Origin of the sequence: Cellulomonas gilvus ATCC 13127 (assembly GCF_000218545.1) — a bacterium.
Lineage (GTDB): Bacteria > Actinomycetota > Actinomycetes > Actinomycetales > Cellulomonadaceae > Cellulomonas > Cellulomonas gilvus.
Map to the genome: position 1 here is coordinate 198,277 of NC_015671.1, position 23,000 is coordinate 221,276.

15 protein-coding genes are annotated in these 23,000 nt (G+C 74.6%); 11 read left to right on the forward strand and 4 right to left on the reverse strand.

From position 1 onward, the window contains the following. Nucleotides 1-16: 16 nt before the first annotated feature. Together CELGI_RS00880 and pheA are read left to right on the forward strand one after the other, a co-directional pair. Nucleotides 17-4,495: a hypothetical protein gene (locus CELGI_RS00880; RefSeq protein ID WP_013882232.1), complete on the forward strand. Its 4,479-nt coding sequence runs from the start codon at nucleotides 17-19 to the stop codon at nucleotides 4,493-4,495. 11 nt (nucleotides 4,496-4,506) lie between these two features. Then, nucleotides 4,507-5,448: a prephenate dehydratase gene (pheA, locus tag CELGI_RS00885; RefSeq protein WP_013882233.1), complete on the forward strand. Its 942-nt coding sequence runs from the start codon at nucleotides 4,507-4,509 to the stop codon at nucleotides 5,446-5,448. A 4-nt stretch (nucleotides 5,449-5,452) separates the two neighbouring features. Here the strand turns inward: pheA and CELGI_RS16215 are convergent, their stop codons facing one another. Next, on the reverse strand, nucleotides 5,453-6,139 hold the full coding sequence (locus CELGI_RS16215; protein ID WP_013882234.1) for a GntR family transcriptional regulator: 687 nt from the start codon (nucleotides 6,137-6,139) through the stop codon (nucleotides 5,453-5,455). A 118-nt stretch (nucleotides 6,140-6,257) separates the two neighbouring features. Beyond that, on the reverse strand, nucleotides 6,258-7,442 hold the full coding sequence (locus CELGI_RS00895) for a diacylglycerol/lipid kinase family protein (RefSeq protein ID WP_013882235.1): 1,185 nt from the start codon (nucleotides 7,440-7,442) through the stop codon (nucleotides 6,258-6,260). 107 nt (nucleotides 7,443-7,549) lie between these two features. Between CELGI_RS00895 and serS the strand changes: the two genes are divergently transcribed. From serS to CELGI_RS00930, 7 genes are all read left to right on the forward strand, one after another. Further along, nucleotides 7,550-8,830 carry a serine--tRNA ligase gene (serS, locus tag CELGI_RS00900; RefSeq protein ID WP_013882236.1) on the forward strand — a complete coding sequence of 427 codons (1,281 nt, stop codon included), beginning with the start codon at nucleotides 7,550-7,552 and terminating at the stop codon, nucleotides 8,828-8,830. After that, a complete protein-coding gene (locus CELGI_RS00905; protein ID WP_013882237.1) occupies nucleotides 8,827-9,624 on the forward strand; it encodes an HAD family hydrolase in 798 nt (265 codons plus the stop codon). Before serS ends, CELGI_RS00905 begins: the two co-directional genes overlap by 4 nt. Nucleotides 9,625-9,753: 129 nt before the next feature. Continuing rightward, a complete protein-coding gene (locus CELGI_RS00910; protein WP_013882238.1) occupies nucleotides 9,754-10,755 on the forward strand; it encodes a LacI family DNA-binding transcriptional regulator in 1,002 nt (333 codons plus the stop codon). 141 nt (nucleotides 10,756-10,896) lie between these two features. Continuing rightward, nucleotides 10,897-12,273 carry an ABC transporter substrate-binding protein gene (locus CELGI_RS00915; protein ID WP_013882239.1) on the forward strand — a complete coding sequence of 459 codons (1,377 nt, stop codon included), beginning with the start codon at nucleotides 10,897-10,899 and terminating at the stop codon, nucleotides 12,271-12,273. 86 nt (nucleotides 12,274-12,359) lie between these two features. After that, the gene (locus CELGI_RS00920; RefSeq protein ID WP_013882240.1) at nucleotides 12,360-13,334 is read left to right on the forward strand and encodes a carbohydrate ABC transporter permease; all 975 of its coding nucleotides are present in this window, start codon (nucleotides 12,360-12,362) and stop codon (nucleotides 13,332-13,334) included. After that, nucleotides 13,331-14,248: a carbohydrate ABC transporter permease gene (locus CELGI_RS00925; protein ID WP_013882241.1), complete on the forward strand. Its 918-nt coding sequence runs from the start codon at nucleotides 13,331-13,333 to the stop codon at nucleotides 14,246-14,248. The genes CELGI_RS00920 and CELGI_RS00925 overlap by 4 nt, the downstream gene beginning before the upstream one ends. Before the next feature lie 60 nt (nucleotides 14,249-14,308). Continuing rightward, a complete protein-coding gene (locus CELGI_RS00930) occupies nucleotides 14,309-15,172 on the forward strand; it encodes an EamA family transporter (RefSeq protein WP_013882242.1) in 864 nt (287 codons plus the stop codon). Between the two features lies 1 nt (nucleotide 15,173). Here CELGI_RS00930 and CELGI_RS00935 read toward each other — a convergent pair whose 3' ends face one another. After that, a complete protein-coding gene (locus tag CELGI_RS00935; RefSeq protein ID WP_041574291.1) occupies nucleotides 15,174-15,725 on the reverse strand; it encodes a bacterial proteasome activator family protein in 552 nt (183 codons plus the stop codon). A gap of 63 nt (nucleotides 15,726-15,788) precedes the next feature. Here CELGI_RS00935 and CELGI_RS00940 point away from each other — a divergent pair, with 63 nt between their 5' ends. Further along, entirely contained in the window at nucleotides 15,789-17,021 is a 1,233-nt protein-coding gene (locus CELGI_RS00940; protein WP_013882244.1) for an AGE family epimerase/isomerase, read from the forward strand. A 22-nt stretch (nucleotides 17,022-17,043) separates the two neighbouring features. Here CELGI_RS00940 and CELGI_RS00945 read toward each other — a convergent pair whose 3' ends face one another. After that, the gene (locus CELGI_RS00945) at nucleotides 17,044-18,060 is read right to left on the reverse strand and encodes an NAD(P)H-quinone oxidoreductase (protein WP_013882245.1); all 1,017 of its coding nucleotides are present in this window, start codon (nucleotides 18,058-18,060) and stop codon (nucleotides 17,044-17,046) included. 189 nt (nucleotides 18,061-18,249) lie between these two features. Here CELGI_RS00945 and CELGI_RS17685 point away from each other — a divergent pair, with 189 nt between their 5' ends. Continuing rightward, entirely contained in the window at nucleotides 18,250-22,953 is a 4,704-nt protein-coding gene (locus CELGI_RS17685) for an ATP-binding protein (RefSeq protein ID WP_013882246.1), read from the forward strand. Nucleotides 22,954-23,000 lie beyond the last annotated feature (47 nt).

Consider the following 23,000-nt stretch of genomic DNA (forward strand, 5'->3'; position numbering starts at 1 on the left):
CACCTACCCTGGACGGATGCCCCTGCAGCCGCCCGCCACCCGTCCCGGGCGCGCCCGTCGCGCCCTGCGGGCGTGCCTGACGGGCGTGATCGCGTCGTTCGTCGCGGGCACGGGCCTGGTGGCCGGGGCCGGGGCGGCGCACGCCGACGAGGGCGAGCTGCGCGACGTCGTCGTCATCGGCGTCGGCGGCATGCACTGGTCGGACGTGGACCGGGTGGGCACGCCCACGCTGTGGCGCATGGTCGGCGAGGGCGCGGTCGGGTCGATCTCGGTGCACACGTCCTCGGCCCAGATGTGCCGCCTGGGCGCGTGGGAGACGGTGTCCGCGGGGCGGCGCGTGCCCCCCGTCCCGACGCGCGAGCAGCAGGATCCCGACGACGCCGCGACGCCGGGCTCGGACGCGGGCGACGGCACCGACGGCGGGACGGGCGACGGGTCCGACGACGCGTTCGACGACTGCCGCCCGCTGCCGGGCGTGTCCGCCGCGACCGATGCCGTGGGGCCCGCGACCGTGCGCGGCTGGTCCGACCTCGCGGTGCCGTCGGACGACGAGCCCGCGGGCAGCTACGGGCGGCCCGGGACGGTCGGCGCGCTCCTCGAGGAGACCGGCCGGTGCACCACCGCGATCGGCCCGGGCGCCGCGATCGCGCTCGCGGACGCCAGGGGCAAGGTCGAGCGGTACGCGCCGACGCTCGGCGCGGTCGGCGACGACGAGCTGCGCGCATGCCCCGTGACCGTGGTCGACGCGGGCGACCTGCCCGCGGACCGCACGGACCGCCGCGACGCGCTCGGCCTGCTCGACGACGAGCTGCGGCGCGTGCTGGCGGCGGTCGAGGACGGCACGGACGTCGTCGTCGCGGGGATCTCTGACGGGCCCGCGGGTGAGAGCGGGCTGCAGGCCATCGCGTCCTGGCGTGCGGGCGGCGGCACGATCGGGTGGCTCACGTCGTCCTCGACGCGGCGCACCGGGATCGTCACGCTCACGGACCTGTCGGCCACGCTGGTCGCCGCGGTCGGCGGGCCGTCCGCCGACCTGGACGGCGCGCCGCTCGAGGTCGGCCCGGAGCGGCGCATGAGCACCGATCGGACCGTCGAGAACCGCCGGTACCTGACCGAGATGACCACGATCACGCCGCACCTGCTGCCGCTGCTGCTCGCGGTCGTCGGCGTCGTCGTCGGGCTCGTGCTCGTCGCGCTCCTGGTGCTGAGGCGCCGGCACGCGCGCCCGCCGCCCGCGCTGCGGCGGGTGACGGTCGCGGTGCTCCTGGTCGGGGCGTGCACGCCCGTCGGCGCCCAGCTCGCCGCGCTGTCGCGGTGGTGGGGCGCACCCGCACCCATGTTCGCGGCCGCGGCGTGGTGGGCGGTCGCGACGACCGCCGTGGCGCTCGCGGCGTGGGGCCTGTCGCGTCGGATGCCCGCGGGTCCGTGGCGCCTCGCGATCCCGACCGCGGCCCTGACGTGGCTGGTCGTCACCGTCGACGGGCTGACCGGCACCGTGCTGCAGCAGGGCTCGATCCTCGGCGTCACCCCCACGCTCGGCGCGCGCTACTACGGCTTCGGCAACACCACGTTCGGCGTGTACGCGGCCGCGAGCCTGGTGCTCGCGGCCGGCGTCGCGGCGCTGGCCCGTGCGGCCGGACGACGCGGGCTCGCGCTCGCGGCCGTCGTCGTGGTCGGCGTGGTCACGGTCGTGGTCGACGGGTGGCCCGCGTTCGGCGCCGACTTCGGCGGCGTCCTGGCGCTCGTCCCCGCGTTCGCCGTGCTGCTGCTCGGCGCGGTCGGGGGCCCCGTCAACGCGCGGCGGGCCGTGCTGTTCGGCGGCGTCGCGGTGCTCGTCGTCGCGGTCGTCTCGGTGGTCGACTGGGCGCGGCCGGGGCGCAGCAGCCACCTGGGCCTGTTCGTGCAGCGTGTGCTCGACGGCGAGGCGTTCGCGGTGGTGCTCGGCAAGGCCGCGGGTGCGTGGGCCACCGTCGCGCAGCCGCTCGGCGCGACCGCCGCCGTGGTGTGCCTCGCGGTGTGCGTGCTGCTCGTCGGCCCGCAGCGGTGGCGGCCCGCGGTGCTGCGGCGCGTGACGGCGGCGTGGCCCGGCCTCGACCGGCTGCTGCAGGCCGTGGCCGTGGCCGCACTGGTGGGTTCGCTGCTCAACGACTCGGGCGTCGTGGTCGCCACCGCGGTGCTGGGCGTGGCCGGAGCCGTGCTGCTGGCCTCGCTCACCGCGGACCGCTGGGCCGCGCTGCCCGACGACCCCGCACCCGTGCGGTCCCCGCTGCGGCACATGCCCGCGGTCGTCGCGACGACCGGTGGCGGCCTGCTCGCGGCCCTGCTGCTGGTCACCGTCGTCGTCCCGCTCTCGGCCGCGGTGCCGGGTGCGGTCACCGCGGGCCGGGGCACGCCCGCGGTGCCGCAGGACGCACCCGTCGTGGTCGTCGGGACGTCGGGCGTGGACTGGTCGAAGGTGGACCGGACCGCGACGCCCACGCTGTGGGGTCTGCTGCGGGACGGCGCACCGGCCGGCGGCGTCACGCCCGGCGCGACCGGCCGCAGCGCGTGGTGCTCGTCCGGCGGCTGGCTCGCGCTCTCGTCGGGCCGTGCGGCGCTCGCCGGGTCCGCGCAGGACGGTGCGTGGCGCTGCGCGTCGTGGTGGGTACAGACCACCGCCGACGGCGGCGCGACCGTGCCCGGCTGGGCCGACCTGGTGGCGCTGCAGTCCGCGTCGGAGTTCCGCCCGCGCCTGGGCGCGCTGGGTGAGGGCCTGGCCGCGAGCGGGGGGTGCAGCACCGCGGTGGGTCCGCGCGCCGCGCTCGCGCTCGCGCTGCCGGACGGCACGGTCCCGCGCTACCGCACGTTCGCCGACATGGTGGCCGACGCCCCGGACGCGTTCTCCTGCCCGACGACGGTCGTGGACGCGGGTTCCGCGACGCCGCCCGCGCTCGCCAAGGACGTGGCGGGTGACCAGGCCGGGCTCGACGCGCTGCGCGCCGTGGACGCGAACGTGGCCCGCGTGCTGCGCGCGGCCCCGGCGGACGCGACCGTCCTGGTCGTGGACACGGGCATCGCGGGCCGGGGCCGCCCCGTGCTGGGCGTCGGCATCGGCGACACCGCGACCCGGTCGGGCTTCCTCACGACGCCCGCCACGCGCTGGGTCGGCGTGATCCGCCTGCTGGACCTGCCGCTCACGCTGCTCACGCACGCGGGTGCGGTGGCCGGCGACGACTTCGCGGGATCACCCGCTCAGATCGGCGCCGAGCGGCCGTCGGAGGTCGCGACGACCGTGCAGCAGCTCGAGGACCTCACCGCACGCGACCAGGCGCTGCGCGGGACGTCGACGCCCGTCACCACGCCGCCGCTCCTGCTGGCGCTGCTGGTGCTCGCGCTCGCGGCGCTGCTCGGGCCGCGCCTGGTGCGCGCACGGCCGGCGCTCGCCGAACGCCTGCGCCGTGCGGCCGACGTGGTGCTGCTGGTGCTCGCGACGCTGCCGGTCGCGTCGTTCCTCATCACCACGACCGCGTGGTGGCGCGCGGCCGATCCCGACACCGCGCTGTGGGTCGCGCTGGGCGGCTGGGCCGCGGTGATCGCCGCATGCGTCGCGCTGCTGCCGCGGCGCCCCGTGCTCGCGGGCCCGGGCGTGCTCGCCGCCCTGACGTTCGGCGTGCTGACCCTGGACGCGCTGCTGGGCACGCCGCTGCACCGCGGCTCGCCGCAGGGACCCGCCGTGACGCTCGGCGGTCGCTTCTACGGCTTCGGCAACCCCACGTACTCGGTGTACGTGGTCGCGGCGCTCGTGACCGCGGCCGTGCTCGGGGGTGCCCTCGTGCGGCGCGGCCGGCGGCTGCTCGGCACGTGCGCCGCGGCCGCGGTGTGCGGCATCGCGCTCGTCGTCGACCTGTGGCCCGGGCTCGGGGCGGACGTCGGGGGCGGGCTGGTCCTGGTGCCCGCGAGCCTCGTCGTCGTCCTGGGCGTCGCGGGCGTGCGCGTCACATGGCTGCGGCTGCTCGTCGCGGGCGCGGCGGGCGTGCTGCTCGTCGGTGGGATCGCCGTGCTCGACTGGCTGCGACCCGCCGCGGACCGTACGCACCTGGGCGTGTTCGTGCAACGCATCGCTGACGGATCCGCGTGGGAGACCGTCGCGCGCAAGCTCGGGTACGCCACCGCGACCGTCACCACGGGATGGCTGCCGGTCCTCACGCTCGCGGTCCTCGTGCTCGTGGCGCTCGCCCTGTGGCCGGTCGCACGCGTGCGGGTGCCGGGCTGGCCGACGGTCGAGCGCGCCTGGCCCCTGGCCCGGCCGGTGGTGGTCGCGCTGCTCATCGCGGGCGTGGCCGGCGGGCTCGTCAACGACTACGGCGTGCGCATCGCCACGGTCATGCTCGTCACGGCACTTCCGCTGTTCGGCATGATCGGCCTGCGTGCCGCGACGCCCACCGGGCCCGACCTCACGGCGGGGCGTGACGACTACCCTGCGAGCACGTCGCCCGACGCCACGCACGCCCCGTAGAAGGACGGTCCATGCGCTACGCCTACCTCGGCCCCGCCGGCACGTTCACCGAGGCCGCGCTGCGCCAGGTCGCCTCCCCGCAGGACGCCGAGTACCTCCCGCAGGTCGACGTCGCGTCCGCGATCGACGCCGTGCGGGAGGGTGCGGCGGACTTCGCGGTGGTCGCGATCGAGAGCACGGTCGAGGGCGGCGTGACCGCGACGCTGGACGCGCTCGCGACCGGCACGCCGCTCGTCGTGGTGCGGGAGGTGCTCGTCCCGGTGCAGTTCGCGCTCGCGGCCCCGCACGGCACCGCGCTCGCGGACGTCCGCCGGATCTCGGCGCACCCGCACGCGTGGGTGCAGTGCCGTCGCTGGCTGGCCCACCACCTGCCCGGCGTGGTGCACGTGCCCGCGACGTCGAACACCGCACCCGCCGCGCTCATCGCGCAGGCCGGCGAGCGCAGCGCAGAGCTCGGCTTCGACGCCGCGCTGGTCCCGCCGCCCGCGGTCGAGACGTACGGCCTGCACGCGCTGGCCCGGGACGTCGCGGACAACCCCTCGGCGGTCACGCGGTTCGTCGTCGTCGGTCACCCCGGGGACGTGCCCGCACCCACCGGCGCGGACAAGACGACGCTCGTCGTCCACCTGCCCGACAACGAGGCCGGTGCGCTGCTGGAGATGCTCGAGCAGTTCGCGGCGCGCGGCGTGAACCTCTCCCGGATCGAGTCGCGCCCCATCGGGGACGCGCTCGGCCGGTACTCGTTCTCGATCGACGCGGAGGGGCACGTCGCCGACGAGCGCGTCGCCGAGGCGCTCATGGGCCTGCACCGGCGCTGCCCGCTGGTCCGGTTCCTGGGCTCCTACCCGCGTGCGGACGCGCTCGAGCCCACGGTGCACGTCGGCACCGCGGACACCGACTTCGTCGCCGCGCGCGCGTGGGTCGCCGACGTGCGGGCCGGCCGCACCACCTGAGCGGTCAGGACGCGATGCCGCGCTCCACGGCGGCCGCGACCAGCGCGTCGCCGAGGCCCAGCACGTACGCGCGTGCCGCGTCGCCGGCACGTGCCGCATCGCCCGCCGCGAGCGCGACGACGACCGCCTCGCCCAGGCGTTGCGTCGTCGCGACGTCGGGCACGCCCGGGACGAGCGCGACCAGCCGCGTGAGGTGCGGCCGCAGCGACAGCAGCGTGCGCGTCAGGACGGGGTTGCCGCTGCGCTCGTGCAGCACGTCGAGAGCGGCGTCCGTCTCGGCGGCCCGCTGCGCGGCGTCGCCGGACTCGTGCGCCTTGACCGAGGCCTCGAGGTGCGCCGCCAGCATCGCGTGGTCGACCGAGCCCAGGCGGTCCGTGGCGCGCGTCGCGGCCAGCGCGTAGAGCGCGGCGACCACCTGCACCACGTGCTCGAGGTCCTCGCGGTCCAGGGGCGTGACGTGCGAACCGCGGTTGGGCTGGTAGACCAGCAGGCCCTGCTCGCCCAGCCGGTGCATCGCGTCGCGCACGGGGGTCCGGGACACGCTGAGCCAGCCGGCGACCTCCTCCTCGCGGACGACCTCGCCGGGGGCGAGCTGGCCGCCGACGATCACCGAGAGCAGCCGGTCGTAGACGACGTCGGCGAGCAGCAGCCGGCCCGGTTCGGCCGCGGAGACGTGCGCGGGGATCGGCATCGCTGGCGCGCTCCCGTCGGGTGGTGGATGGACGCTGCTTCGAGGCTAGGTCGGCGGGTGCTTCGCACACAGGGACACACGTCCCGGTACGGGACGCCCCCGCCCGGTCCTGCCGGCGTCAGGCGGGTGCCGCGACGCGCACGACGAGCGCGCCCGGATCGACGCGCGCGGTCACCTCGGTCACGCGTCCGACGATGTCCCCGTCCACCTGCGCGTACTCGCCCGCGGGCACCACCACGCGCACGTCGCGCGCACGCGTGTGGTCGATGCGCCCGATGCCCCGCGCGCGGCCGTTCTTGACCCCGACGCCCTGCAGCACCACCTCGCCGAACAGCTGCGCCCAGCCCGCGATGCCGGCGCGCGTGTCGATCGCGGCGACGTCGAGCCACCCGTCGTCGACCACCGCGTCGGGCAGCAGCGTCAGGCCGCCGGGCAGCCTCCCGCAGTTGCCGATCAGGAGGCTGCGCAGCCGGGTGGACGTGGTCGGCTGGTCGTCGATGCGCACGTGCACGCGGTTGCGCCGACCGTGCAGGTGGCGGATCCCGGCCACGAAGTACGCGACCCAGCCCATGCGTGCCTTGAGCCCGTCGTCCGCGTCGGCCACCATCGCGGCGTCGAACCCGAGGCCCGCGATCACCAGGAACAGGTGGTCGCGCTCGTCGCGCGGCCGGGGCGCCGCGGGGGCCGCGTCCGGTGCGCGGCGCGCCGTGGGCCGCCGGGGCTCGCGCGGGCCCTCCTCGTCGTCGTAGCGCAGCACGCGCAGCCAGCCCACGTCGATCGCGCGGTCCGCGCCGCGCACCGCGACCTCGAGCGCGGCGAACGGGTCGCCGATCGGCAGGTCGAGGTTGCGGGCCAGCAGGTTGCCCGTGCCGAGCGGAACGATCGCCATCGCGACGTGCGTGCCCGTGAGCACCTCCGCGACCGCGCGCACGGTCCCGTCGCCGCCGATCGCCACCACCAGGTCCGCACCCTGCGCGAGTGCGGCGCGGGCCTGGCCGCGGCCCGGGTCCTCGACCGTGGTCTCGAGCCACAGCGGTGCGGGCAGACCCTGGTCCGCGGTGGCGCGCTCGACCGCGTCCCGCAGCGCGGGCACGTCCGGCTTGGAGGGGTTGGCGACGAACGCGATCAGCTGGCCGCGCTCACGCGCGTCGCGTCCGAGCGCGCGTGCCCGGGTGCCCGTCGCGGGGGAGGAGTTGAGGTGCGCGAGCAGGTCGCGCCGTCGCGCCCAGGTCACGAGCGCGACCAGGAGGCCGACGACGACCGCCAGCCCGACGGCCACGGCCGCCCACTCGTGCCACCCCACACGCGCAACCTACCGACCAGCCCCCACAGCCACCCGGTGTTTGTCCGGACGGCCGGACGGCCGGGTCGCGGGGGGAAAGCGGTGGGCGCGGTCGGTAGCCTGCGAGGGTGATCGATCTCAAGCTCCTGCGCGACGACCCCGACGTGGTCCGCGCCAGCCAGGTGACCCGTGGTGACGACCCCGCCCTCGTGGACGAGGTGCTGGACGCGGACGCCCGCCGGCGGTCCGCGCTCACGGAGTTCGAGCAGCTGCGCGCCGAGCAGAAGGCGCACGGCAAGAAGGTCGCGCAGGCGCAGGGGGAGGAGAAGCAGGCGCTGCTCGCGCACGCCAAGCACGTGGCCGACCGCGTCAAGGCGCTCCAGGCGGACGCGGACGCCGCGCAGGCCAAGGCCGACGAGCTGCTGCGCCGCATCGGCAACGTGGTCGAGGACGGCGTCCCGGCGGGCGGCGAGGACGACTTCGTCGTGCTCGAGCACGTGGGCACGCCCCGCGACTTCGCCGCGGAGTACGGCGCCGACTTCACGGTCAAGGACCACCTGGAGCTCGGCGAGGGCCTGCGCGCGATCGACACCGAGCGCGGCGCCAAGGTCTCGGGCGCGCGGTTCTACTTCCTGACCGGCATCGGGGCGCGGCTCGAGCTCGCGCTGCTCAACGCGGCCGTGGACAAGGCCGTGGGCCTGGGCTTCACGCCGGTCATCACGCCCACGCTGGTCAAGCCGGAGATCATGGCGGGCACCGGGTTCCTGGGTGCGCACGCCGACGAGATCTACCGGCTCGAGGCCGACGACCTGTACCTGGTCGGCACCAGCGAGGTCGCGCTCGCGGGCTACCACTCGGGCGAGATCGTCGACCTGTCGGACGGCCCGCTGCGGTACGCCGGGTGGAGCGCGTGCTACCGGCGCGAGGCGGGCTCGTACGGCAAGGACACGCGCGGCATCATCCGCGTGCACCAGTTCCACAAGGTCGAGGCGTTCAGCTACACGCGCGTCGAGGACGCGCAGGACGAGCACCGGCGCATCCTGGGCTGGGAGAAGGAGATGCTCGACCTCGCCGAGCTGCCCTACCGCGTGATCGACACCGCGGCGGGCGACCTGGGCTCGAGCGCGGCGCGCAAGTTCGACTGCGAGGCGTGGCTGCCCAGCCAGCAGCGCTACCTGGAGCTGACGTCGACCTCCAACTGCACGACGTTCCAGGCCCGGCGCCTGGGCGTGCGCGAGCGGACGGCCGACGGCCAGGTCCGCGCGGTCGCGACGCTCAACGGGACGCTGGCCACGACGCGGTGGATCGTCGCGCTGCTCGAGAACCACCAGCAGGCGGACGGGTCGGTGCACGTCCCGGTGGGGCTGCGGCCCTACCTGGGCGGGCTCGAGGTGCTGGAACCCCGATGAGCCGCACACGCCTGGTGGCCCTCGACGTCGACGGGACCCTCATGTCCTACGACGGCGTCATCTCCGACGGTGTGCGCCGGGCGGTGCTGGACCTGGTCGCCGCGGGTGTGCACGTGGTGCTCGCGACCGGCCGCGGCGCGCACTCGGCCGTGCCCGTCGCGCTCGACCTGGGCCTGACCGAGGGCTGGGTGGTGTGCTCCAACGGGGCGGTCACCGCACGCCTGGACGCCGACGAGGCCGCGGGCTTCGAGATCACCGACGTCGTCACGTTCGACCCCGGTCCCGCGCTGCGCGCGATCGCGCTCGAGCTGCCGGACGCGCTGTACGCGGTCGAGGACCTCGGCGTCGGCTTCCGCGTCTCGTCGCCGTTCCCCGCGGGCGAGCTGAGCGGGGAGATGGAGGTCGTCGGGTTCGACGAGCTCGCGGCGACGCCCGCGACGCGCGTGGTCATCCGCGCACCCGGCGCGAGCCCCGAGGAGTTCCACGCGATCGTCGAGCGCGTGGGCCTGCACGAGGTGGAGTACGCGGTCGGCTGGACCGCGTGGCTCGACCTGACCCCGGGCGGGGTCTCCAAGGCGAGCGCGCTCGAGGCCGTGCGGCGCAGGCTGGGCGTGGAGCCGTTCGCGACGGCCGCGGTCGGCGACGGCGGGAACGACCTGCAGATGCTCCAGTGGGCCGCGCGCGGGGTCGCCATGGGCCACGCGCGCGACGACGTGCGCGCCGCGGCCGACGAGGTCACGGGCACGATCGACGACGACGGCGCCCTGGCCACGCTCCGCTCCCTCCTCCCCTGACCCGCCCACCTGGTCGTCGGACACCGGTTCACCCCGCCGAACTGGCGTCCAACCACCAGTTCGCCCCGCCGAACTGGCCTCCAACTACCAGTTCGGCGGGGGTGGGTGGGGGCGTGGGAGGATCGCCCGATGGGGCACGGCATCGAGGACGTCGCCCGCGCGGCAGGCGTGTCCACCGCGACGGTGTCCCGCGCGCTGCGCGGGCTGCCGCACGTCACCGATGCGACGCGTGAGCGCGTCCGGGCGGTCGCGGCCGAGCTCGGATACGTCGCCACGCCGTCGGCGCGCTCGTTGGCCACGGGGCGGACCCGCACGATCGGGCTGCTCTCGCCGTGGGTCAGCCACTGGTTCTTCGCCAACGTGATCGAGGGCGCCGAACGCGCGCTGCGCGAGCAGGACCACGACGCGTTGCTCTACACGTTCGACGTGTTCGAGCTGGGACCGCGTCGTCGCGTGGAGACGCACGTGCTGCGCGGCCGCGTGGACGGGGTCCTGGTGGTGGGGCTCCCGCTCGAGGACGCCGAGGTCGCGGACCTGGACGCGCTCGGCCGGCCGCTCGTGTTCGTCGGCGCGGGGCCCACGGACCGCTGCACGGTGCGGATCGACGAGGTCGCGGTGGCGCACCTGGCCGTGCGCCACCTGCTCGAGCTCGGGCACCGGCGCATCGCGTACGTGAGCGGGCACCCGGACGACGTGAGCCCGTGGTCGGCCGCGGTGCTGCGGACGCACGGCTGGCGCGAGGCGATGACGGAGGCCGGGCTGCGCACGGACCTGCAGGTCAACGGCAACTTCGACATGCCGGGCGGGCGTGCCGCGACGCATGAGCTGCTGGACCGGCACCCGGACGTCACGGCGGTGTTCGCGTCGTCCGACGAGATGGCCATGGGCGTCGTCGTCGCGGCGCGGGAGAGGGGCCTGCGGATCCCGCAGGACCTCTCGGTGATCGGCGTCGACGGTCACGAGCTGGGTGAGGTCGTGGGGCTCACGTCGGTCGCGCAGGACGTGCTCGCGCAGGGTCGGGAGGCCGCCCGCCTGGTGCTGCGCGTGATCGCGGGCGAGCCCGTGCCGGTGCGCGTGACCCCTCCGGTGCGCCTCGTCGTGCGGTCCTCGACGGGTCCCGCACCGGCCTGACGGCCGTGACCGAATTGTGACGGTCCTGATGCGGGATCCGACTTGCGAGGTCTGTCCGTAAGCGCTTGCATGGCTGGCGACAGGACCCGATGGCGCGCCCTGGCGTGCTCGGGTCGTCCCAGCGACGATGTGGAGCGCTCGATGAGGAGTTTGCGCAACCGACGCGGATACGCGGTGGCGGCGACCGGGGCGGCGCTCGCCCTGGTGCTGACGGCCTGCGGTGGCGGCGACGACGAGGACCCGAAGGGCGGCGGGGGCGAGACGAACGCCGACTGCGCCGCGTTCGAGGAGTACGGCGACCTGGACGGCAAGACCATCACGATCTACGCGGGCATCGTCAACCCGGAGGACCAGCCGTACGTCGACTCGTTCAAGCCGTTCGAGGACTGCACGGGCGCCAAGGTGGACTACCAGGCGGACAAGCAGTTCGAGCAGCAGATCCTGGTCCGCGCGCAGGCCGGCAACCCGCCGGACATCGCGATCGTCCCGCAGCCGGGCCTCCTCGCCCAGCTCGTCGCGACCGGGACCGTCAAGGCCGCGCCCGAGGGCGTGGCGGCCAACGTCGACGAGTTCTGGGGCGAGGACTGGAAGGCGCTCGGCACCGTCGACGGCACGTTCTACGCAGCACCGTCCGGCGCCAGCGTGAAGTCGCTGGTCTGGTACTCGCCGCAGGAGTTCGAGGCCAACGGCTGGACCGTCCCGACGACGCTCGACGAGCTCAAGACGCTGAGCGACACGATCGCGGCCGACTCGGGCCACAAGCCGTGGTGCGCGGGCATCGCGTCCGACGCCGCGACGGGCTGGCCGGTCACCGACTGGATGGAGGACATGGTCCTGCGCGTCGGCGGCCCGGACGTCTACGACCAGTGGGTGAAGCACGAGATCGCGTTCAACTCCGACGTGCCCACGCAGGCGCTCGACGCGGTGGGCGCCTACCTCAAGAACCCGGACTACGTGAACGGCGGCTACGGCGACGTGTCGTCGATCGCCACCACGGCGTTCCAGGACGGTGGCCTGCCGATCCTCGACGGCCAGTGCTCGCTGCACCGCATGGCGAGCTTCTACGCCGCGAACTTCCCGAAGGGCACGGACATCTCGGAGAACGGCCAGATCTTCGCGTTCTACCTGCCCGGCCAGGCGGCCGAGGACAAGCCCGTGCTCGGCGCCGGCGAGTTCGTGACCGCGTTCTCCGACGACCCGGCCGTTCAAGCGCTGCTCGACTTCTGGAGCACCGACACCTGGGCCAACCTCAAGGCCAAGGCGAGCGCGGACCTGACCAACGGCGGCTGGATCACGGCCAACAAGGGCCTGGACACCTCGATCCTGGTCAACCCGATCGACGCGCTCTCGGCCGGCATCCTGCAGGACCCGAACGCGGTGTTCCGGTTCGACGGGTCGGACATGATGCCCGCCGCGGTGGGCTCGAACGCCTTCTGGAAGGAGGCGACGAGCTGGATCACCGGCCAGTCGACCAAGGACACGCTCGACAAGATCGAGGCGGCCTGGCCGTCGTCGTGACGTGACACCGGTGCCCCGGGGGCGGACCGCTCCCGGGGCACCGGTGCGTGCCCGTCCCGTCGTGCCCTCATCCGGAGGAGGTCGCTGTGGAAGCCGCCGACAAGCTGGTGCAGATGGTGGTCGCGCTCGTCGCGTTCGCCGCGGTCATCGGCGTGATCCTGCTCGTGGTCCACCTGCTCGAACGCCGCGGCGCGCGGCGCGTCGCCTGGTGGTTCATCGGCCCGACGATCCTGCTGATCGTCGTCGGCCTGGTCTACCCCGCCCTGCACACCATCTGGCGGTCCTTGTACGACGCCGCCGGGACGACGTTCATCGGGCTCGGGAACTACGCCGACATCTTCACGTCCGACGACCAGCTGGTGGTGCTGCGCAACACCGTGCTGTGGGTGCTCGTCACGCCGTTCGTGGCCACCGTCGTCGGGCTGGTCTACGCGATCCTCGTCGACGGCGCGAAGGGTGAGGCGGCAGCGAAGGCGCTGATCTTCCTGCCCATGGCGATCTCGTTCGTGGGCGCGTCGATCATCTGGAAGTTCATGTACGAGTACCGGTTCTACGACCCGGCCGTCGCGAACAACCCGAGGCAGATCGGGTTCATCAACCAGATCATCGTGTGGTTGGGCGGGACACCCCAGAACTTCCTGCTGAACAGCCCGCTCAACAACTTCTTCCTCATCGCGGTGATGATCTGGATCCAGGCGGGGTTCGCCATGACCATCCTGTCCGCCGCGATCAAGGCGATCCCTGCGGAGATCACCGAGGCCGCGCGCCTGGACGGCGTGTCCTCCCTGGAGATGTTCCGGTTCGTCACGGTGCCGAGCATCCGGCCCACGCTCATCGTGGTGCTCACGACGATCGCGATCGGGTGCCTGAAGGTGTTCGACATCGTGCGGACCATGACGGCCGGCCGGTTCGGCACCAGCGTGGTGGCCGACGAGTTCTACACGCAGAGCTTCAGCGCCGGGAACCAGGGGCTGGGCGCCGCGCTCGCGGTCCTGCTGTTCGTGCTCGTCGTGCCGATCATCGTCTACAACGTGCGCCACCTGCGGAAGGCGGACCGATGAGCGCCCCCGACGTCACGCTGACGAAGAAGTCCGCGGCCACCACGCCGCGCCGCTCCACCGCCGCGGCCGCCAAGCAGCGGCTCTCCCGGCCGTGGGCGTCGCTGTTCGCGGTGGTGCTCGCGGTGCTGTGGACCATCCCCACGCTCGGGCTGCTGGTGACGTCCTTCCGGCCCGTGGCGGACATCAACTCGAGCGGCTGGTGGACGGTCCTCACCGACCCGACGTTCACGCTGGAGAACTACCGCAACGTCCTGTCCCCGGACAACGCGCAGTCGTTGGCCCCCTCGATCGTCAACTCCGTCGTCATCACCATCCCGGCCGTGGTGCTGCCGATGTTCCTGGCCACGCTCGCGGCGTACGCGTTCGCGTGGATGGACTTCAAGGGCAAGAACGTGCTGTTCATCGCGGTGTTCGCGCTCCAGGTGGTGCCCATCCAGGTCACGCTCATCCCGCTGCTCTCGCTGTACGCGGACATGGACATCGCCGGGACGTTCTGGGCGGTGTGGCTCTCGCACACCATGTTCGGCCTGCCGCTCGCGGTCTTCCTGCTGCACAACTTCATGCGCGAGATCCCCGCCGAGCTCATCGAGGCGGCGCGCGTGGACGGGGCCGGGCACGTGGTGATCTTCTTCCGCCTGATGCTGCCGATGCTCAAGCCCGCGATCGCGGCGCTCGGCATCTACCAGTTCCTGTGGGTGTGGAACGACCTGCTGGTCGCGCTCACGTTCGCGGGCTCGTCGCGCGACCTCGCACCCATGACGGTGTCGCTGCTCAACCTCACGGGCACGCGCGGCTCGCAGTGGTTCCTGCTCTCGGCGGGAGCGTTCGTCTCGATCATCATCCCCGCGATCGTGTTCCTGTCCCTGCAGCGGTACTTCGTGCGCGGGCTCCTCGCGGGCTCGGTCAAGGGGTAGTCCCGACGAGGGTCGCGCACGCCCGGCGTGCGAGCGGCGGGGCGGGCTAGCCTGACGGGCGTGCCCGCCCCGCTGCTGTTCGTGATCTCGGGGCTCACGCAGTACGTCGGTGCGGCGGTCGCGGTGGACCTGTTCGCGCGGGTCGCGCCCGCGGGCGTCGCGTGGCTGCGGGTCGCGGTCGCCGCGCTCGTGCTCGTGGCGTGGCGCCGGCCGTGGCGCGCGCGGGCGACGTGGACGTGGCCCTCCGTCCGCACCGCGGCGCTGTTCGGCGTCGTCCTCGCGGGCATGAACGTCGCGTTCTACGTCGCGATCGACACGCTGCCCCTGGGCACCGCGGTCGCGCTCGAGTTCGCCGGGCCGGTCGCGGTCGCGGCGGTCACGGGCCGCGGGTGGCGGGACCGGACCGCGATCGTCGTCGCCGCCGCGGGGGTGGTGCTGCTCGCCGGCGTGAGCCTCACGGCGGGCCACGAGGCGGTGCGCGGGCTCGTCGCGATCGGGGTCGCGGCGCTGTGCTGGGCGTTCTACATCGTGCTCGGGCGGCGCGTCGCGACGGCCGCGACGGGCGGGCTCACGGGGCTGAGCGTCGCGATGGCCGCGGGCGCGCTCGTGCTCGCACCGTTCCTCGCGCACACCGCGGGTCCCGTGCTGCACGACGCGCGGCTCGCGCTGCTCGTCGTGGTGGTCGCGGTGTGCTCGTCGGTGGTGCCCTACGGGATCGAGCAGGTGGTGCTGCGGCGTGTGCGGCCCGCGACGTTCGCGGTGCTGCTCGCACTGCTGCCGGCCACCGCGGCCGTGGTCGGTGCGGTGATGCTGCGCCAGGTGCCGCACGGGCTCGAGGTCGTGGGTCTGCTGCTGGTCTCCGGGGCCATCGCGCTCACGGCGCGTGCGTCGGACGCCGCCGAGGAGGCACCGCCTCCCGCCTGAGCTACAGGTACTGCCCCGTGCCGCCCGGCCCGTCCGCGCCCTCGTCGGACGCCGCCATGCCCGGCGGCCGCACGGCACCGGGCGGCAGCGCGCGGCGCATCTGGTGCAGCTGGGCCTGCGTGGCCATCTGCTGCGCGACGAGCGCGGTCTGGATGCCGTGGAACAGCCCCTCGAGCCAGCCCACCAGCTGCGCCTGCGCGATGCGCAGCTCGGCGTCCGACGGCGTCGCGTCCTCCGTGAAGGGCAACGTGATGCGGTGCAGCTCCTCGATCAGCTCGGGGGACAGGCCCTCCTCGAGCTCGTGGAGCGAGCGCTCGTGCACCTCGGCCAGGCGCGCGCGGGCGGCGTCGTCGAGCGGTGCGCTGCGCACCTCGTCGAGCAGCTGCTTGATCATCGTGCCGATGCGCATGACCTTGGCCGGCTGGGCGACCATGCCGCGCACGTCCTCGTCGGCGTCCTCGGGCTCGTCGGTCCCTCCGGGCTCGTCGGTCCGGTCCGCGGGCACGATCACGATGCGGGGCTCGTCGGGCGCGTGCTGCTGGTCGTCGCTCACCGGGGCATTCTCACCGACGCGTGGGCCCACGGCCAGGGCGCCGCACGCCACTAGGGTGTCCGCATGGCCTGGCTGACCACCGCTGCTCACGCCCGCTGGCTCGAGGCGGAGACCGACCGTCTCCTGGAGTTCGGCCGCGCATCCGCGCTGCCGGGCGGCGGGTTCGCCCGCCAGGACGACGCGGGCCGTCCCACCGACGGACCGCTCGAGCTGTGGATCGCGTGCCGCATGACGCACGTGTACGCGCTGGGTCACCTGCTCGGCCGGCCCGGCTCGGCGGCGCTCGTCGACCACGGCCTGGCCGCGATCACGGGCGTGTTCGCGGACGACGAGCACGGCGGCTGGTTCGCCGAGGTCGAGCGGGACGGGACGCCGGTCACGACGACGAAGGCCGCCTACCCGCACGCGTTCGTGGTGCTCGCGGCGTCGTCGGCCACCGCGGCCGGGCGCCCGGGTGCGCGCGAGCTGCTCGACGCGGCGCTCCAGGTCCAGGAACGGCACTTCTGGGACGAGGCCGCGGGCATGGCGGTCGAGGAGTGGGACGCGGCGTTCGGCACGCTCGACGCCTACCGCGGGGTCAACGCGAACATGCACACGGTCGAGGCGTACCTGGCCGCCGCGGACGTCACCGGTGACCGCGTGTGGCTCGACCGCGCGGTGCGCATCGTCGGACGCGTGGTGCACGGCTTCGCGCGGGACAACCAGTGGCGCATCCCCGAGCACTTCGACTCGGCGTGGACGCCCGAGCTCGAGTACAACGCCGACACCCCGGCGCACCCGTTCCGGCCGTACGGGGCCACGATCGGGCACTGGTTCGAGTGGGCCCGCCTGACGCTCCACGCGCGTGCCGCGCTGCAGGCCCGCGGCGACGCGGTCCCGGACTGGATGCTGCAGGACGCCGTGGCGCTGTTCGACGCGGGCGTCGCCGAGGGCTGGGACGTCGACGGCGCACCCGGCTTCGTCTACACGGTCGACTGGTCCGGCGCTCCCGTGGTGCGCGAGCGCATGCACTGGGTGGCCGCCGAGGCCGTCGCGGCCGCGGCCGCGCTGCACACCGCGACGGGCGAGCCGCGGTTCGACGACTGGTACACCACGTGGTGGGAGTACATCGGGGCCCACCACCTGGACCGTGAGGGCGGCTCGTGGTGGCACGAGCTGGGCACCGACAACACCGTGTCCCGCACGGTCTGGGCCGGCAAGGCCGACCTCTACCACGCGGTGCAGGCCGCGCTCATCCCGCGCCTGCCCCTGACGCCGGTGATCGCCCCCGCGCTGGCCGCGGGCCTGCTGGGCTGACGCCGGGCTGACCCGGGCCGGCTCAGGGCACCAGCAGCAGCTTGCCGAGCACCTCGCCCGACGCGAGGAGCTCGTGCGCCCGGCCCGCCTGCTCGAACGGCAGGGTCGCGTGCACCACCGGTCGCACGCGGCCGTCCGCGACCAGCGGCCACGCGCGCGCCCGGACCTCGGACATGATCCGCGCCTTGTCCGACGACGAGCGTGAGCGCAGCGTGGTGGTCAGCACCGCGCCGCGCCGCGCGAGCAGCTCACCGAGGTCGATCTGAGCGCGCCGGCCGCGCTGCAGCCCGATCACGACGACGCGCCCGTCGAGCGCGAGCATCGCGACGTTGTCGGCCAGGCCGCCCGCGCCCAGGACGTCGAGCACGACGTCGACGCCGCGGCCGTCGGTCGCGGCACGGACCTGCTCGACGAGGTCGTCGGCGCGGTGGTCGAGCACGACGAGCGACCCGTCCGGGACCAGGCGTGCGACGCGCTCCACGCGCTCGCGCCCACCCGCCGTGGCCAGGACACGCAGCCCGAGCGCATGCGCCAGCTGGACGGTGACGCTGCCCACACCACCGGACCCGCCACGCACCAGGAGCGTCTCACCGGGCGTCGCGCGGCCCGTCTCGAGCACGGTCCAGGCGGTCGCGAGCGCCTCGGGAAGTGCCGCCGCGTCGTTCGTCGGGACGTGGTCGGGGACGTGCAGCGCCAGCTCCGCGGCAACGACGACCCGTTCGGCGTAGCCGCCGCCCGGGAGCAGCGCCGCGACGCGGTCACCCGGTTGCCACCGCTCGTCGGACCCGGGACCAGTCCCGCCCCGGGCGCCCACCGCCGCACCGACCGCACGCACCACGCCGGCGACCTCCAACCCCGGCCACGGCGGGGTCCCAGGTGGGGCGGGGTAGTGTCCCTCCCGCTGCAGGAGGTCTGCCCGGTTGATCCCGGCCGCCTCGACCTCCACCAGGAGGTCGGACAGGCCCGGCTGCGGATCGGGCACCAGCGCGACCTCGAGGACCTCCGGTCCACCCGGTCGAGTGATCGTGACGGCTCGCACCCGGGCACCTTACGACCGTTCAGGTGGGCCAGAGTGTCCCCATCTGTCCGTATCTTCCCGGGTGAGGTCCGTGGCAAACTCTGCGGCGGGCTAATGGTCGTAGGTCCAGAGGCCGATGTAGCCGCACGGGCAGCCTGTGGTCGCACCCCCCGACCACGAGGGCCCGCGTCAGGTGAGGAAGGAAAAGAGATGCTGCGACGACTTGGCATTCGGGCCAAGGTGCTGGCCGTTCTGGCCGTCCCGATGCTCGTGCTCGCCTTGCTCGGTGTGTACATCTCGGCGACCTCGATCTCCGCCTGGCAGGACGCGCGCGGCACCCAGCAGGTGACCGAGACCCTCGAGGCCTACCAGCCGCTCGGGCAGGCGATCGACGGCGAGTTCGTCACGTCGATGACGACGACCGACCCGGACGCGATCGCGAAGGCGCAGGCCACCACGGACGCCGCGCTCGCGCGGGTTCGCAAGGTCACAGCCGACCTCGACCTCAGCCAGTTCCCGCCCGCACTCGTGCAGCAGTTCCGCTCGGTGCAGGAGGACTACGACACGACGCTCGTCAACGCCCGGACCGCCGTGAACCGCGGTGGGTCGAGCTCCACGGTGCGCGCCAACTTCGAGACGATCGAGGACGGCCAGCTCGAGCTCGTCGCGCAGCTGTCGGAGACGTTCCAGAACCGTGACGTCGCGACCGCCGTCAACTCCTACCTCGCGCTGTCCACGCTCTCGACCGCACTGGTCGGCGAGCTCATCGACGGCATGACCCTGGTCTCGGGCAGCTACAGCCCCACGCTCGGCGGCGTCTACGGGGACACCGTCCAGCAGGTCGAGATCATGCGTGCCGACGCGGCCGCCGCCCTCTACCGCGTCTCCGGGCTCGACGCGACGATGCCGTCGAACCAGCCGAGCTCGGCGTTCATCGCGATGCGCACGCTGCTGTCCGCCGGTACCGCGGACACGGTCACCAAGGTGGACCCCGCCAAGTACGGCGCGGACATCGAGGAGCAGACCACCGCGCTGGTCGCGCTCGCCGGCCAGTCCATCGCACACGCGCAGGAGCTGGCGGCCGACGAGGCCGCGGCCGCGCGCAACCAGGCCATCCTGACGATCGCCGCGACGATCCTCGCCGCCGCGGCCTCGCTGCTGCTCGCGCTCGTCGTCGCCCGAAGCATCGTCACCCCGCTGCGACGCCTGACGTCCGCTGCGTCCGACGTGCGTGAGCGCCTGCCGCGCATCGTCGAGCAGGTGGCCACCCCCGGTGAGCAGCCGGACGTGCAGCTCGACCCCATCCCGGTCACGTCCCGTGACGAGGTCGGCCGTCTGGCCCAGGCGTTCAACTCGATGAACGCGACCACCGTCCGCGTCGCCCAGGAGCAGGCGATGCTGCGTGGCTCGATCGCGGAGATGTTCGTCAACGTCGCCCGGCGCGACCAGGTGCTGCTCAACCGCCAGCTGTCGTTCATCGACTCGCTCGAGCGGTCCGAGGAGGACCCGAACACGCTGGCGAACCTGTTCCGCCTCGACCACCTCGCCACCCGGATGCGTCGCAACGCCGAGTCCCTCCTGGTGCTCGCCGGCATCGACTCGGGACGTCGCCTGCGCGACACCATGCCGCTGTCCGACGTGATCCGTACCGCGTCCTCGGAGATCGAGCAGTACGACCGGATCGAGCTCGACCTGCAGATCGACCCGCACATGCTCGGCTTCAACGCCCTGCCCGCGGCTCACCTGCTGGCCGAGCTGCTCGAGAACGCCACGGTGTTCTCCGAGCCCGAGACGCCCGTCACGGTCACCACCGGTGTGTCCGGCCAGTTCGTCGTGGTGCGCGTGCGCGACCACGGCCTGGGCATGACCGAGGACGAGATCCGCGCGGCCAACGCGAAGATCGCGTCGTCCGCCGCGGGTGACGCGCTGGGTGCGCAGCGCCTGGGCCTGTTCGTGGTGGGCCGCATCGCCCAGAAGCTGGGCGCCGCGGTGCGCCTGGCCAAGGCCGAGGGCGGCACGGGTACGGACACCACCGTGCTGTTCCCCGCCACGCTGTTCGCGAGCACCGAGACCGACACCTACGGCGCGCCGGGCGTCGCGCAGGAGATGGCGCTCGACGCCGCTGCCGCGCCCGAGGTCGCGCCCGTGGACCTGACCGCGCTGACCGACGGCGAGACCGCCCTCGGCCTGCCGCGCCGCCGCCGTGTCGAGGGCGAGGCCGAGTCCGGCGCGATCCCCGTGACGCAGGTGGGCCTGCCCACGCGAGGCGGCGGCGAGCTGCCCACGCGTGGTGGCGACCTGCCCGCACGTCCCCGCAAGACGTTCGACGAGGACAACATCGTCCTCCCCGAGGCCCCCGCGGCGACGCTGTCGCCCGACCTGTCGACGGCCGCACCCGACTGGCGCCCCGCCGCGCTCGAGTCCACCGGTGGTGGCCTGCCCAGCCGCAGCGGCCGCACGTCCGCGTGGCAGGCGCCCGAGCCCGTCGCCGACGAGCCCGTGGCTCCCGCAGCTCCCGCCTCGCCAGCCGCGCGTGCGGGTCTGTTCTCCGGCTTCCGTGGCCGCTCGGCCGCCGAGGGCGGTGTCCCCGGCCTCGCCGCGGACGGCGACGAGAACCGGTCCGACCAGGTGCGTGCGCCGTGGATGTCGCTCGGTGCGCACGGTCAGGCGCCCGCGCCGATCGTGGTGCCCGGCCTCGCCGAGGACGAGGAGCAGTGGGCTCCGCAGCAGGACTCCGGTGCGTCCGACGAGGCCTACCAGCCGGCCGCGTTCGAGCAGGGTGCTCCGCTGGGTGGTGTCGAGCAGGCTCCGGCTGAGCCCGAGGCCTACCAGCCGGCCGCGTTCGAGCAGGGTGCTCCGCTGGGTGGTGTCGAGCAGGCTCCGGCTGAGCCCGAGGCCTACCAGCCGGCCGCGTTCGAGCAGGGTGCTCCGCTGGGTGGTGTCGAGCAGGCTCCGGCTGAGCCCGAGGCCTACCAGCCGGCCGCGTTCGAGCAGGGTGCTCCGCTGGGTGGTGTCGAGCAGGCTCCGGCCGAGCCCGAGGCCTACCAGCCCGCTGCGTTCGAGCAGGGTGCGCCGCTGGGTGGCGCACACGCGGTGGATGCGCCCGCGCAGTACGAGCCCGCGCCGTTCGAGCCCGCCTCCTACGAGCCCGCCCCGTTCGAGCCGGCCGCCTTCGAGCCCGCCGTGCACGAGCCGGCCGCCTTCGAGCCGGTGGCCGACGAGCCCGCGGCGTACGACGCGCCCGCGTTCGAGCCGTCCGGCTACGAGCAGCACGTGCCGGCGGAGGAGACCGTCGCGGCACCGGCCGCGGCCCCTCAGTGGTTCGAGGCGCCCGCCTTCGAGGCTCCGGTGTTCGACCAGGCTGCCTCGGCGGCAGTCGTGGACGAGCCCGAGTCGACCGCCTATGACGCGCCGGCCGCCTACGAGGCCGCGGCGTACGTCCCGACGTACGACGCACCCGCCGAGCCGGCCGCGCAGACGCCCGCATCCGACGAGCAGGCTGCGGCGCAGTCGCCCGTCGCACCGGCGCCCGCCCCGGTGAGCTACACCGCGTACAGCGGTTACGCCGGTTGGGCCGCCCCGACGCAGACGCCCGACCCGCAGGCGCCGTTCGACTTCGAGCGCACGCTCGACGAGGCGCGCGCGTGGCACACGGGTGCGCTGCCCACCGTGGCCGAGCCCGCGGCGCCGGTCGTCGAGCAGCCCGCGGCCGTCGCGGAGCCCGCGCCCGTCGTCGAGCAGCCGACCGACCAGCCCGAGCCCGTCGCGCAGGCGCAGGCCGAGCCGGTCGCGCAGGACGTGCCCGCGTGGGAGCCCCCGGCCTGGGAGCCCCCGAGCTGGGAGGCGCCGACGCAGCTCGTCGAGCCGATCGTCGAGCCCGTGCTGGTCGAGGAGCCCGTCGAGGCGTACGCGGCGCCGGCCGTCGAGCCGGTCCAGGAGCAGTCGTTCGCCGTGCCGGCGCTCGCCGAGGACCCGGCGGACGCCCCGCAGTGGGCCGAGACGACGCCCGCGTGGGGTGCGCCCGCCTGGCCCTCGCTGGCCGACGCGGAGGCACCCGCCGAGAGCCCGGCACCCGTCGCCGAGCCGCAGCCGCAGGCCTACGCCGCTCCGACGCCGGCACCCGAGCCGGTCGCCCCGGCCGTGTCCGCCGCTCCGGCACCGGCGTTCGGTGGCTTCGGCGCCACGGGCCTCGGCGACATGCAGGCGCCTGCCGCCGCACAGCCCGCGCCCGCCGCCGAGGACGACCGTCCCCGCAAGAAGTGGGGCCTGTTCGGACGTCGCAAGCCCGAGGCGGAGACCGCGGCACCCGCTGCCGCGTCGTTCGCACCGTCGCCGGCTCCCGTGGAGCCCGCGCCGGAGCCGGTCCGCACGTCGGCGTGGTCGGCCCCCGCCGAGCCGGCCGCACCGGCTCCGGCCGCGGCGCCGTCGTGGTCCGCCCCGCAGTGGTCCGCGCCGGAGGCCCCCGCCCCCGCCGCGCCCGAGCCGGTCGCGGCCGCGCCCGCCGCGGGCTGGGCACCGCCCGAGTGGGCCGCCTCGCGCCCCGCTGCACCGGCGCCCGCGCCGCAGGCCGCGGTCGACGTGCCGAACCCGATGCTGCCGCCGTCGGTCGCGCCCCGCATCGGGACGCTCGACGACAACGTGGCGGCCATGCTCGCGCTGCGGTCGGACATCCAGGAGCAGGCCCTGTCGGAGCTCTCGCAGCTCTCGGCCTACCGGCCGGCCGCCAACAGCTCCGGCGAGCGGCTCACCAAGCGCGTGCCGACCGCGATCCCGCAGACCGCGGCCGAGCCGTCCACCGAGGCGCCGGTCCAGCGCGACGCGAACGAGCTGCGGAGCCGTCTGTCCAGCTTCCAGTCCGGAACGTCGCGCGGTCGCCAGGCCGCCGGCCCGAACGACACCCCGAGGACATCGTGACCCCCACCATCGCCCCCGCCGTGGGGACGTACGAACCCGCAGTCGTC

Coding starts and splice junctions, on each gene's coding strand:
- CELGI_RS00880 (WP_013882232.1), top strand. CDS start 17: ATGCCCCTGCAGCCGCCCGCCACCCGTCCCGGGCGCGCCCGTCGCGCC.
- CELGI_RS00910 (WP_013882238.1), top strand. CDS start 9,754: ATGGGGCACGGCATCGAGGACGTCGCCCGCGCGGCAGGCGTGTCCACC.
- CELGI_RS17685 (WP_013882246.1), top strand. CDS start 18,250: ATGCTGCGACGACTTGGCATTCGGGCCAAGGTGCTGGCCGTTCTGGCC.
- CELGI_RS16215 (WP_013882234.1), bottom strand. CDS start 6,139: ATGCCGATCCCCGCGCACGTCTCCGCGGCCGAACCGGGCCGGCTGCTG.
- CELGI_RS00925 (WP_013882241.1), top strand. CDS start 13,331: ATGAGCGCCCCCGACGTCACGCTGACGAAGAAGTCCGCGGCCACCACG.
- CELGI_RS00940 (WP_013882244.1), top strand. CDS start 15,789: ATGGCCTGGCTGACCACCGCTGCTCACGCCCGCTGGCTCGAGGCGGAG.
- CELGI_RS00905 (WP_013882237.1), top strand. CDS start 8,827: ATGAGCCGCACACGCCTGGTGGCCCTCGACGTCGACGGGACCCTCATG.
- pheA (WP_013882233.1), top strand. CDS start 4,507: ATGCGCTACGCCTACCTCGGCCCCGCCGGCACGTTCACCGAGGCCGCG.
- CELGI_RS00915 (WP_013882239.1), top strand. CDS start 10,897: ATGAGGAGTTTGCGCAACCGACGCGGATACGCGGTGGCGGCGACCGGG.